Consider the following 12,292-nt stretch of genomic DNA (forward strand, 5'->3'; position numbering starts at 1 on the left):
AGTTTTGCTGGCCGGCTTCCCTATGCCCTTGGGTATGATGGGGTGACGATACCCCCACCCCTAACCTCTCCCCACAAGGGGGGGAGGGGTGTCTTTGCTCCACGCCTGAGAACAGGAGAAAAGAATGAACTTCGACCGGGTCCTGTTCGTTGCGGGCGCGTTGTGCGGTGCCGCCGGCGTGGCGCTGTCGGCGGCATCCAGCCATGGCGGCAGCACGAACGTCGCCGTCGCGGCCAACTTCCTGCTCATCCACGCGCCGGCGTTGCTTGCGCTGTCGCTGGTCACCGGCGGAAAGCTGCTGCGCGCCGGCACGCTGGTGCTGATCGCAGGGCTGCTGCTGTTTGCCGGGGACCTCCTGGCGCGGGACTATCTCGGGCAGCGGCTGTTCCCCTTCGCGGCACCCGTTGGCGGGGCCGGCATGATCCTCGGCTGGCTGACGCTGGCCCTCGGCGGGCTGCTGGCGCGCAGAAGCTAATTCTTTTCAGGGGTTACCGCCGCCCCTCATCCGGCTGCCGCGTCCCTCTCCATATGCGGGAGACGAGCTCCAACGTCGATGGCTCCCTCTCCCAGTTTTTCACGGGGAGAGGGTAAGGGTGAGGGGTAAATGCCGCTCATGACTCCGAAAGGTCGACAGAATCCTCAGCCGATCCGGTATGGCAGCGGGTGACGGACGTCCTTGTCGATCACCAGGCGGCGCTTGAGCGGCGGCACGGCGCGCTGCTGGCAATTGGTGCGCTCGCAGATGCGGCATGAGATGCCGATCGGATCGAAGGCGGTCTTGCTGCCGAGTTCCAGCCCGTCGGCATAGACGAAGTCCTGCGCATAGGCGACCTCGCAGCCAAGCGCGATGGCATAGCGCCGATGCGGTGTGTTGAATCCGACGCCGCCCTTCGAAATCTCCGTTGCGATGCAGAGGTAGCGCACGCCGTCGGGCGTCTCGGCCAGTTGGCGGATGATGCGTCCGGGCGCCTCGAAGGCCTGGTGCACATTCCACAGCGGGCAAGCCGCGCCGAAGCGGGCGAACTGCAGCTTGGCGGCGCTGTGGCGCTTGGTGATGTTGCCGGCGCGGTCGATGCGGGCGAAGAAGATCGGCACCCCCTTGAAGGCCGGGCGCTGCAGGGTGCTGAGGCGATGCGCGACCTGCTCGATCGAGGCGCCGAAATGGGCGGCGAGCAGTTCCAGGTCGTGGCGCAGTTCCTGCGCCGCCTTCATGAACGCCTGGTAGGGCAAGGTCAGCGCCCCGGCATAATAATTGCGCAGGCCCATCTTGCAGATCTCGACTGCCTCGTTGGTGCGGAAATCGGCGGAACGCGCGATCTTGGCGACCTGTGCCTCCATCTCCATTTCGGCGATCTGGAAGGCGATCTGGAAGCTCCGTGTCGCGACGGGCGAATAGGGATTGAGGAACATGACGCCGGACTTGGGGTCGAAGCGTCGCAGCGCGTCGTCGCCCGCGTCGGCGCGGGCGATGCGCACGCCGTGGCGACTTTCGAGATATTCGCTGAGCGCTGCATAGCTGTCGCGCCCGCCGATGCCGAGCTCGCCGGCCAGCCGCTCGGCCGCCACGTCGAGGCCATGGATGTAGTTGTCGACGAAGTGGAAGAAGTCGCGCACCTCCTCATAGGGCGTCGGCTCGGCGAAACTCGCGCTCCTGCCCAGCGTGTCGTCCAGGCTGGCCAGCTGTTCCGAATTGCGGCGGTAAGCCTGGTGCGCCGAGATCAATGCGCGGGCGAAACCCGGCGCGTTCTGCGTCACCAGCTTGAGCTCCTGCAGGTTCGGCGCATAGTTCTCGAAGATCGGGTCGGACAGCGCTTCGGTCAGCGCCGACAGCAGGCGGTCGCTGTCGCCTTGCGAGATTTCGGCGATGTCGATCCGGAATTTCTCGGCCAGCGCCAGGAGCACGGAGGCCGAGACGGGGCGCTGGTTGTTCTCGATCTGGTTGAGATAGCTGGTCGAGATGCCAATGCGCTCGGCGAAGCTCTGCTGCGTCGCCTTGTTGGCGTCGCGCAGCTCGCGCACCTTGCGGCCGATGTAGAGTTTGCGGGTCGCCATGTTTGCAATTTCGCAATTTTCAGTTCTTGAATTTGTACATTATGCTTTTGCACATTTTCAACGGTTTTCCGGAGGCCGGCTTGGGCGTAATGGGCGCTATTCGCTCCTTGCCGTGGAAGTGGCGAGGAGCCATTATTTTTCAACCTCATAGTGCGGGAGAAAGCCCATGACGCTCTACCAGGCGGTTGCCCACAGGCCGGCCGGCCGGCTCACCCCAGCCGATGTCGTCGCCGTCATCGCCGGCTCGCTGCTGCTGACGCTGTCGGCCAAGGTGCAGGTGCCGTTCTATCCCGTGCCGATGACCATGCAGACGCTTGTCGTGATCGGCCTTGGCCTGGCGCTCGGCCCGGTGCGTGGTGCTGCCGCCGTGGCGCTCTATCTCGCTGAGGGCGCTCTCGGCCTGCCGGTCTTCGCCGGCACGCCCGAAAAGGGCATCGGCCTCGCCTACATGATGGGGCCGACGGGCGGGTATCTCGCGGGCTACCTGCCTGCCGCATTGCTTGCCGGCTGGCTGGCCGAGCGCGGCTGGGACCGCAATGTCTTCACCGCCATGGCCGCCGCACTGCTCGCCGGTGCCGTGATCTACGTGCCCGGCTTGCTCTGGCTCGGCAGCGTCATCGGCTGGGACAAGCCGGTGCTGGCCTTCGGGCTTTTCCCCTTCATCCCCGGCGATATCATGAAGGCCGTCTTGGCCGCCATCGCTTTCCCTGCCGCCTGGAAATGGCTTTCTCACAAGGGCATGAACTGATGCGCGCCGTTCTCGAACAACTGGAAGCCCGCCGCGCCGAGGCCCGCCTCGGCGGTGGCCAAAAGCGCATCGACGCCCAGCATGCCAAGGGCAAGCTGACGGCGCGCGAACGCATCGACGTGCTGCTCGACGAAGGCTCCTTCGAAGAGTTCGACATGTATGTCACCCACCGCACCACCGATTTCGGCATGGCCGAGCAGAAGGTGGCGGGCGACGGCGTGGTCACCGGCTGGGGCACCATCAACGGTCGGCTGGTCTACGTCTTCAGCCAGGACTTCACCGTTCTCGGCGGCTCGCTCTCCGAGACCCATGCCCAGAAGATCTGCAAGATCATGGACATGGCGGTGCGCAACGGCGCACCCGTCATCGGCCTGAATGACTCGGGCGGCGCCCGCATCCAGGAAGGGGTCGCCTCGCTCGCCGGCTATGCCGACGTGTTCAAGCGCAATGTCGACGCCTCGGGCGTGGTGCCGCAGATCTCCGTCATCATGGGCCCCTGCGCCGGTGGTGCCGTCTATTCGCCTGCCATGACCGACTTCATCTTCATGGTGCGCGACAGTTCCTACATGTTCGTGACCGGTCCCGACGTGGTGAAGACCGTCACCAATGAGATCGTCACCGCCGAGGAGCTTGGCGGCGCCCGCACCCACACCTCGAAGTCCTCGGTCGCCGACGGCGCCTACGAGAACGACATCGAGGCGCTGGAACAGGTGCGCCTGCTGTTCGACTTCCTGCCGCTCAACAATCGCGAGAAGCCGCCGGTGCGGCCGTTCCACGACGATCCGGCACGGCTCGAGAAGCGTCTCGACACATTGATCCCCGACAGCGCGACAAAACCCTACGACATGAAGGAACTGATCCTGGCTGTCGCCGACGAGGGCGATTTCTTCGAGATCCAGGAAGCGTTTGCCAAGAACATCATCACCGGTTTCATGCGCATCGAGGGCCAGACGGTCGGCGTCGTCGCCAACCAGCCGATGGTGCTGGCCGGCTGCCTCGACATCGACTCGTCGCGCAAGGCGGCACGCTTCGTCCGCTTCTGCGATGCCTTCTCGATCCCGATCCTGACGCTGGTCGACGTGCCGGGCTTCCTGCCGGGCACCGCGCAGGAATATGGCGGCGTCATCAAGCACGGCGCCAAGCTGCTCTTCGCCTACAGCCAGGCAACGGTTCCGATGGTCACGCTGATCACGCGCAAGGCCTATGGCGGCGCCTATGACGTCATGGCGTCCAAGCACATCGGCGCCGACATCAACTATGCCTGGCCGACCGCCGAGATCGCCGTGATGGGCGCCAAGGGGGCGACCGAGATCCTCTACCGCTCCGAACTGGGCGACGCCGACAAGATCGCCGAACGCACCAGGGAATACGAGACCAACTTCGCCAATCCGTTCAAGGCGGCCGAGCGCGGCTTCATCGACGAGGTGATCATGCCGCATTCGTCGCGCCGCCGCATCGCCCGCGCCTTCGCCGCCCTGCGCGGCAAGAAGGCCGAGGCGCCGTGGAAGAAGCACGACACGATACCGCTGTGAGCAGGTCAAAGATGTTCAAGAAGATCCTCATCGCCAATCGCGGCGAAATCGCCTGCCGCGTCATCAAGACCGCACGGAAACTCGGTATCGCAACGGTGGCGGTCTATTCCGACGCCGACCGCGAGGCGCTGCATGTGAAGATGGCCGACGAGGCCGTGCACATTGGCCCGGCGCCGTCGAACCAGTCCTACATCGTCATCCAGAAGATTATCGACGCTATCCGCCAGTCCGGCGCCGATGCGGTGCATCCCGGCTACGGCTTTCTGTCGGAGAACCCGAATTTCGCCGAGGCGCTGAAGGGCGAGGGCGTCGCCTTCATCGGCCCGCCGCCGGTCGCCATCGAGGCGATGGGCGACAAGATCACCTCGAAGAAGATCGCTGCTTCCGCAGGTGTGTCCACCGTGCCCGGCCACATGGGGCTGATCGAGACTGCGGACGAGGCCGTCCGCATTGCCGGCTCGATCGGCTATCCCGTCATGATCAAGGCTTCCGCCGGCGGCGGCGGCAAGGGCATGCGCATCGCCTGGAACGATGCCGAGGCGCGCGAAGGCTTCCAGTCGTCCAAGAACGAGGCGAAATCCTCCTTCGGCGACGACCGCATCTTCATCGAGAAGTTCGTCACCCAGCCGCGCCACATCGAAATCCAGGTGCTGGGCGACCAGCACGGCAACCTCGTCTATCTCGGCGAGCGTGAATGCTCGATCCAGCGCCGCAACCAGAAGGTCATCGAGGAGGCCCCGTCGCCGTTCCTCGACGCCGCCACCCGCAAGGCGATGGGCGAGCAGGCCGTGGCGCTGGGCAAGGCCGTCGGCTACTTCTCGGCCGGCACGGTCGAGTTCATCGTCGACGGCGACCGCAACTTCTACTTCCTCGAGATGAACACCCGCCTGCAGGTCGAGCATCCGGTGACCGAGCTGATCACCGGCATCGACCTCGTCGAGGAGATGATCCGCGTCGCGGCAGGCGAGAAGCTGCGCTTTACCCAAGCCGACGTGAAGCTGAACGGCTGGGCCATCGAAAGCCGCCTCTATGCCGAGGATCCCTACCGCAACTTCCTGCCGTCGATCGGTCGGCTGACCCGCTACCGCCCGCCGGTCGAGGGCAAGCGCGACGACGGCACTATCGTGCGCAACGACACCGGCGTTTTCGAGGGCGGCGAGATCTCGATGTATTACGACCCGATGATCGCCAAGCTCTGCACCTGGGGCCCCGACCGGGCCGCCGCGGTCGAGGCCATGGGCCGCGCGCTCGACGATTTCGAGGTCGAGGGCATCGGCCACAATCTGCCGTTCCTGTCGGCGGTCATGGACCACCAGCGCTTCCGCGCTGGCGCGCTGACCACCGCCTTCATCGCCGAGGAGTATCCCGACGGCTTCTCGGGCGTCGCACCGTCAGAGGGCGATGCCAGGAAACTTGCGACGGTCGCGGCCCTCATCAACCTGTTCGTGCAGCGCCGCGGTGCCCAGATCTCCGGTGCGCTCGCACATCACCAGCGCCCCGTGGGAGCCGACTGGGTGGTCACGCTGGCCGGCTTCACCCTGCCGCTCCGGGTCAACGAGGGTGGCGATGGCACCGTCGTCGAATTCGACGACGGTACGTCGCTCGCGGTATCTAGCGACTGGCTGCCCGGCCACCCGCACGCCAATTTCGCCGTCGCCGGCACGACGATCGGCGTCAAGGTTTCGCGCTCCGGCACCGGCTGGCGCCTGCGCTGGCGCGGTATGGACGTTGTTGCCCATGTCCGCAGCCTGCGCATCGCCGAACTGGCCAAGCTGATGCCGGTCAAGCTGCCGCCGGATACCTCGAAGATGCTGCTGTGCCCGATGCCGGGCGTGGTGACGTCGATCCTGGTCAAGCAGGGCGACACCGTCGAGGCCGGCCAGTCGCTGGCGACAGTCGAGGCGATGAAGATGGAAAACGTGCTGCGTGCCGAGCGCAAGGGCACGGTCAAGCGCGTCGCGGCGACAGCAGGCGAAAGCCTCGCCGTGGATGAGCTGATCATGGAGTTCGAGTGATGGTAGCCGGCGCCCTTTCACCCTCCCCCTTGTGGGGAGGGTCGATCCGCGAAGCGGAGCGGGGTGGGGGTCTGACGACCGCTCCCATCGCCGCATGGACTCGACTTAGCCCTCTTACCCCCACCCCGGACCTGCGGTCCGACCCTCCCCACAAGGGGGAGGGTGAGCGTCCGCGCCTGAGGAGGCCCCAATGACCGACAAACCAACGATAGACACGTGGAAGAAACTCGCCGAGCGCGAGATCAAGGCATCGCCCGACACGCTGGTCTGGAACACGCCCGAAGGCATCGACGTCAAGCCGCTCTACACGGCGGACGATCTGCAGGGCGTTGGCCATCTCGGCACGCTGCCTGGCTTCGAGCCGTTCCTGCGCGGCCCGCGCGCCACCATGTACACCGGCCGGCCCTGGACCATCAGGCAGTATGCCGGCTTCTCGACGGCGGAGGCCTCCAACAATTTCTACCGCAAGGCGCTCGCCGCCGGCCAGCAGGGCGTGTCCGTCGCCTTCGACCTTGCCACCCACCGCGGCTACGACAGCGACCATCCGCGTGTTGTCGGCGACGTCGGCAAGGCGGGCGTTGCGATCGATTCCGTCGAGGACATGAAGATCCTGTTCGACGGCATCCCGCTCGAAAAGATCTCGGTGTCGATGACCATGAATGGCGCGGTGATCCCGATCCTCGCGAATTTCATCGTCGCCGGCGAGGAACAGGGCGTTTCGCGTGAAAAGCTGTCGGGGACCATCCAGAACGACATCCTCAAGGAGTTCATGGTCCGCAACACCTACATCTACCCGCCCGAGCCCTCGATGCGCATCGTCGCCGACATCATCGAGTACACGGCGAAGGAGATGCCTAAGTTCAACTCGATCTCGATCTCCGGCTACCACATGCAGGAGGCCGGCTCGACGCTGGTGCAGGAACTCGCCTTCACGCTGGCCGATGGGCGCGAATATGTGCGCGCGGCGCTCAGGAAGGGTCTCAACGTCGACGATTTCGCCGGCCGGCTGTCGTTCTTCTTCGCCATCGGCATGAACTTCTTCATGGAGGCGGCGAAGCTGCGCGCCGCGCGCCTGCTCTGGTCGCGCATCATGACCGAGTTCGAGCCGAAGAAGGCCTCGTCGCTAATGCTGCGCACGCACTGCCAGACTTCTGGCGTGTCGCTGCAGGAGCAGGACCCCTACAACAACATCGTCCGTACCGCCTTCGAGGCGATGTCGGCAGCACTCGGCGGGACCCAGTCGCTGCACACAAACTCCTTCGACGAGGCGATCGCCCTGCCGACCGAGTTTTCGGCCCGCATCGCCCGCAACACCCAGCTGATTCTCCAGCACGAGACCGGCGTCACCAAGGTCGTCGACCCGCTTGCCGGCTCCTACTATGTCGAGGCCCTGACCAACGACCTCGCCGAGAAGGCCTGGGCGCTGATCGAGGAAGTGGAGGCGATGGGCGGCATGACCAAGGCCGTCGCCTCCGGCCTGCCCAAGCGCCTGATAGAGGAAGCGGCGACACGCAAGCAGGCGGCCATCGACCGCGGCGACGAGGTCATCGTCGGCGTCAACAAATACCGGCTCGAGCAGGAAGACGAGATCGACATCCTCGAGATCGACAACTCCGCCGTCCGCCAGGCCCAGGTCGCCCGCATCGAGCGCACACGGCGCCAGCGCGACCCGAAGCGCGTCGACGCGGCACTTGCAGCGCTCGAACAGGTTGCCCGTTCCGGCGCGGGCAACATCCTTGCCGCCGCCGTCGAGGCGTCGCGGGCGCGTGCCACAGTCGGCGAGATTTCGGACGCCATGCGTCGCGCCTTCGGCGACCATGCGGCGGTGCCGGAAGTGGTCGAGAACGTCTACGGCAAGGCCTATGACGACGAGCCGGAGTTCCGGACGCTGGTCTCGCGTCTCGAGCAGTTTGCCGGATCGCTGGGCGAGAAGCCGCGCATCATGGTGGCCAAGCTCGGCCAGGACGGCCACGACCGCGGCGCCAAGGTGATCGCTTCGGCCTTCGGCGACATCGGCTTCGAGGTCGTCGCCGGGCCGCTGTTCCAGACGCCCGACGAGGCCGCCGATACGGCGATTGCCTCGAAGGTGCATGTTCTGGGCATGTCGTCGCTGGCGGCAGGGCACAAGACGCTGGCGCCGCAGCTGGTCGAGGCGTTGAAGGCCAAGGGCGCGGATAACGTCATCGTCGTGGTCGGCGGCGTGATCCCCCGGCAGGACTACCAGTACCTCATCGACCATGGCGTGGCCGCCGTCTTCGGTCCGGGCACCAACGTTCTCGACGCTGCGCGCGCCGTGCTCGACCTGATGGAAGGCAAGCGCCGCAACCAGTGAGCGGCGCATAGGCGCCGCTGGCGCCGAAACGAAAAAGAGGCCCCGGTTTTGCCGGGGCCTCATTTCATTGCGGCCGGGGTGATCCGACCGAACCTCGCTTGGCTGTTACTCGCGGTTGCCCAGGAAAGACAGCAGGAACGAGAACAGGTTGATGAAGTCGAGATAGAGCGTCAGCGCGCCCATGATCGCCTTGCGGCCGGCAACGAGCACGTCGTCGCCTTCGAAATACATCTCCTTGATCTTCTGCGTGTCGTAGGCGGTCAGGCCCGCAAACACCAGCACGCCGATCGCCGAGATGGCGAACTGCAGGGCCGACGACTGCAGGAAGATGTTGACCACCATCGCGATCAGGATGCCGAACACGCCCATGATCAGGAACGAGCCCATGGCCGTCAGGTCACGCTTGGTCGTGTAGCCGAACAGCGACAGCGCGCCGAAGGAGGCAGCGGTCACGAAGAAGGTCTGCACGATGCTTGCGCTGGTGTAGACCAGGAAGATCGACGACAACGACAGGCCCATCAGGCCGGCAAACACCCAGAACGCGGTCTGCGCGCCGGAGACGCTCATCGACTGGATGCGGGCGCCCAGGAAGAACACCATGCCGAGCGGGGCCAGCATGACGACCCACTTGAGCGGCGAGCCATAGAGCGCCACGCCGAGATTGGTCAGCATCTTGCCGTTGCCCAGCGTCGCAACCGCGGTCGCGGGGTCGTTGGTGGCGGCCAGCATCATCGTGGCGAGCGCGGCAAAGCCGGTGATGGCCAGGCCCAGGCCCATGAGGTTGTAGACCTTGAGCATGTAGGCGCGCAGGCCTTCGTCGATCGACGCATCAGTGCGGGCACCGGTGGTCGCCATGCGCGTCTGGTAATTTCTGAAGTCAGACATGGTTTCCTCTGTTGCTTCTGCCCCGTCGGGTGTCGGGTGGAGAACCCAGGCGCCGCTGGCGGGACTCCAGCATGCCTGCGGCGAAATATGATGCTTCTTTCGGGCCAGAACAAGGCCCGTAACCGTCTGAAACCCTGCGTGAGGGCACATTTCTCATACAAATGTATTTGAGAATCGTTGCGACAAGCCCTCTGGTCTATTCGGTCCGCAGCACCGGTGCGGCCTTGTGTCCCAGCACGCGCCAGGTACCGACGAGGCCGAAGCCGACAGTCAATATCAGCGCCGCGGCGATCGTCGCCACCGCAACCTCAGGCAGAAACTGCGACGGCAGCGTCATGATGCGGGCGACGACGAACCAGGCCGCCACCCCGCCGGCGGCGAGCGCGAAGACGGCGGTGGCAAGACCGATCAGCATATATTCGAGCGAAAAGGCTGCGATCAGCGTCCGGCGCGTCGCGCCGAGCGTCTTGAGGATCACCGCGTCGTGGATGCGGGCGCGATTTCCCGCGGCGAGCGCCCCGGCGAGCACCAGCACCGAAGCGATCAGCGCCACGCCTGCCGCGGCACGGATCGCCGTGCCGAGTTGGGCGACCAGACGGTTGACCACGTCTAGCGCATCCTTGACCCGCACCGTGGTGATCGCCGGATAGCTGCGCGTCACCGCGTTGAGGATGCGCGCTTCCTCGACGGATGACGCCTTGGCCTCGGTCAGCGTTGCGAGCCAGCTGTGCGGTGCGCCCGCGAATGTGTTCGGCGAGAACACCATGACGAAGTTGATGCCCATCGATTCCCACTGCACCTCGCGGAAGCTGGCGATCTTTGCCGTCACGTTGCGGCCGAGCACGTTGACCGTCACCGTGTCGCCGAGCTTGAGGCCAAGCTCGCGTGCTTCCTGCGCCGAGAACGACACCAGCGGCTCGCCGGCATAGTCGGCCGGCCACCATGTGCCCTGCGACAGCGTAGAGTTTTCGGGGATATTTTTCGCATAGGTCAGGCCACGGTCGCCACGCAGCACCCAGGCGCCTTCTGGTGGCACGTTGAGCTTTTGCACATCGGTGCCATTGAGCGCCATGACGCGGCCGCGCAGCATCGGCACGCGCACAAGCTTGCCGCCGGGCGCCTCGGCCTCAACCAACCTGGCGAAATCGTCGACCTCATTGGGCTGGATGTCGACGAAGAAGAAGTTCGGTGCCCGCTCCGGCAGGCTGCCGGCGATCTGACGGCGCAGATTGCCGTCGATCAGCGCCAGCGTCACGAGCAGCGTCAGCCCCAGGCCGAGCGACAGCACCACCGAAGGTGTCAGCGCGCCGGGACGATGGATGTTGCCGACGGCCAGCCTGAGCGCCGTCGAGCGCACGTGCGGGCTCTTGCGCGCCAGCCATTGCACGGCGAGCGCCACCGCCCTGAGCACCAGGAAGGAAAAGACTGTCGCGCCGACGAAGATGGTGGCGATGCGCCGGTCGCCGGCGAACCAGATGGCGAGCATTGCGAGAATGGCGGCGATGCCCAACGCCACAGCGACATAGACGAAGCGCGGCAGGCCGCGGCCTTCGAAGCCCATCTCGCGGAACAGGGCGGTGGCCGGCACGTCGCGGGCGCGACCGAGCGGCAGGATTGCGAAAGCGAGGGTCACGAGCACGCCGAACAGCGCCGCGATTGCCAGCGCCGCCGGATAGATACTCGCCTCGGCAGGTACGGGGATGACCGACTGGAGCGCAGCACTTGCCGCAAACGGCATCAATGCACCGAGCGCGAGGCCGATGCCGATGCCGAAGCCGGCGATCAGCATGATCTGGATAAGATAGATCGTAAGTACCAAGCCGCCCGAGGCGCCCAGGCTCTTGAAGGTGGCGATGACGCCGCGCTTGCCGTCGAGATAGGCACGCACGGCATTTGCCACGCCCACGCCGCCGACCACCAGCGAGGTCAGACCGACCAGCGTCAGGAACTGCGAGAAGCGCTCGATGTTGGCAGACAGTGCCGGCGCGGCGTTGGTGCGGGTGCGTACGCTCCAGCCGGCCTCGGGGAAGTCGGCATTTGCCTGTTCGCGCACCGCACGCAGTTCAGCCTCGCTGGTGCCGGCAGGCATGCGTAGCTTGTAGGCGTGCTCGACCAGGCTGCCGGGCTGGATCAGCCCCGAGGCGGTGAGGCCCTCCATAGAGACGAGCAGCCGTGGGGCGAAGCCGAATCCGTCGGAGACGGCATCGGGTTCGGTGACGAGCTTTGCGCGCAGCTCGAAGGTGGCGCCGCCGAGCTTGACGCGATCGCCGAGGCTGAGTTTCAGACGCTCGAACAGAAGATCGGGTGCGGCCGCACCGAAGACGCCGGATTTCCCGGCGAAGAGTTCGGCGCGCGGCAGCGCCGGCTCGGTGACGAGTTGGCCGTAGAGGGGGTAGGCGGCATCGACGGCCTTCGCCTCGACCAGCGACTGGTCGGAGCCGTCTTCCAGCCGCGCCATCGAGCGCATGCCGGCATTGTGCGAAACGGTGCCGAGGCTTTCGAGGAAGGCGCGTTCCTTGTCGCTTGCCTCGCGCTGGATGAGCTGGAAGCGGAGGTCGCCGCCGAGCAGCGCCTGGCCTTCGCTGGCGACGCCGGCGGTGATGGCGCGGGCAACAGAATTGACGCCGCCGATGGCCGCCACGCCGAGCGCGATGCAGGTCAGGAAGATCAGGAAGCCGCGCAGGCCGCCGCGCATTTCACGCGAGGCAAAGCGGAAGGCGAGAGGCAG

General features: G+C 65.7%; 8 protein-coding genes. 5 read left to right on the forward strand and 3 right to left on the reverse strand.

The genetic code is table 11. The annotated features are described in order from the left end of the window. Window positions 1-124: 124 nt before the first annotated feature. The gene (locus AmiPiv_RS16670) at window positions 125-475 is read left to right on the forward strand and encodes a DUF423 domain-containing protein (RefSeq protein WP_340038602.1); all 351 of its coding nucleotides are present in this window, start codon (window positions 125-127) and stop codon (window positions 473-475) included. Between the two features lie 164 nt (window positions 476-639). Here AmiPiv_RS16670 and AmiPiv_RS16675 read toward each other — a convergent pair whose 3' ends face one another. Next, entirely contained in the window at window positions 640-2,052 is a 1,413-nt protein-coding gene (locus AmiPiv_RS16675) for a helix-turn-helix domain-containing protein (protein WP_340038603.1), read from the reverse strand. A gap of 166 nt (window positions 2,053-2,218) precedes the next feature. Between AmiPiv_RS16675 and AmiPiv_RS16680 the strand changes: the two genes are divergently transcribed. From AmiPiv_RS16680 to scpA, 4 genes are all read left to right on the forward strand, one after another. Next, window positions 2,219-2,800, forward strand: coding sequence for a biotin transporter BioY (locus tag AmiPiv_RS16680; RefSeq protein WP_340038604.1), 582 nt, complete (start codon window positions 2,219-2,221; stop codon window positions 2,798-2,800). Continuing rightward, entirely contained in the window at window positions 2,800-4,332 is a 1,533-nt protein-coding gene (locus AmiPiv_RS16685; RefSeq protein ID WP_340038605.1) for an acyl-CoA carboxylase subunit beta, read from the forward strand. Before AmiPiv_RS16680 ends, AmiPiv_RS16685 begins: the two co-directional genes overlap by 1 nt. A gap of 11 nt (window positions 4,333-4,343) precedes the next feature. Further along, window positions 4,344-6,347: an acetyl/propionyl/methylcrotonyl-CoA carboxylase subunit alpha gene (locus AmiPiv_RS16690; RefSeq protein WP_340038606.1), complete on the forward strand. Its 2,004-nt coding sequence runs from the start codon at window positions 4,344-4,346 to the stop codon at window positions 6,345-6,347. Between the two features lie 190 nt (window positions 6,348-6,537). Then, entirely contained in the window at window positions 6,538-8,679 is a 2,142-nt protein-coding gene (gene scpA, locus AmiPiv_RS16695; protein WP_340038607.1) for a methylmalonyl-CoA mutase, read from the forward strand. Between the two features lie 105 nt (window positions 8,680-8,784). Here the strand turns inward: scpA and AmiPiv_RS16700 are convergent, their stop codons facing one another. Both AmiPiv_RS16700 and AmiPiv_RS16705 read right to left on the reverse strand, forming a co-directional pair. Then, complete coding sequence (locus tag AmiPiv_RS16700) at window positions 8,785-9,564, reverse strand: Bax inhibitor-1/YccA family protein (protein ID WP_340038608.1); 780 nt, start codon at window positions 9,562-9,564, stop codon at window positions 8,785-8,787. Window positions 9,565-9,760: 196 nt separating this feature from the next. Then, a complete protein-coding gene (locus AmiPiv_RS16705; protein WP_340038647.1) occupies window positions 9,761-12,259 on the reverse strand; it encodes an ABC transporter permease in 2,499 nt (832 codons plus the stop codon). Window positions 12,260-12,292 lie beyond the last annotated feature (33 nt).

The organism is Aminobacter sp. Piv2-1, from assembly GCF_037625995.1.
In the GTDB taxonomy this organism is placed as follows: domain Bacteria; phylum Pseudomonadota; class Alphaproteobacteria; order Rhizobiales; family Rhizobiaceae; genus Aminobacter.

Coding starts and splice junctions, on each gene's coding strand:
- AmiPiv_RS16680 (WP_340038604.1), top strand. CDS start 2,219: ATGACGCTCTACCAGGCGGTTGCCCACAGGCCGGCCGGCCGGCTCACC.
- AmiPiv_RS16690 (WP_340038606.1), top strand. CDS start 4,344: ATGTTCAAGAAGATCCTCATCGCCAATCGCGGCGAAATCGCCTGCCGC.
- AmiPiv_RS16675 (WP_340038603.1), bottom strand. CDS start 2,052: ATGGCGACCCGCAAACTCTACATCGGCCGCAAGGTGCGCGAGCTGCGC.
- AmiPiv_RS16700 (WP_340038608.1), bottom strand. CDS start 9,564: ATGTCTGACTTCAGAAATTACCAGACGCGCATGGCGACCACCGGTGCC.
- AmiPiv_RS16705 (WP_340038647.1), bottom strand. CDS start 12,259: ATGCGCGGCGGCCTGCGCGGCTTCCTGATCTTCCTGACCTGCATCGCG.
- scpA (WP_340038607.1), top strand. CDS start 6,538: ATGACCGACAAACCAACGATAGACACGTGGAAGAAACTCGCCGAGCGC.
- AmiPiv_RS16670 (WP_340038602.1), top strand. CDS start 125: ATGAACTTCGACCGGGTCCTGTTCGTTGCGGGCGCGTTGTGCGGTGCC.
- AmiPiv_RS16685 (WP_340038605.1), top strand. CDS start 2,800: ATGCGCGCCGTTCTCGAACAACTGGAAGCCCGCCGCGCCGAGGCCCGC.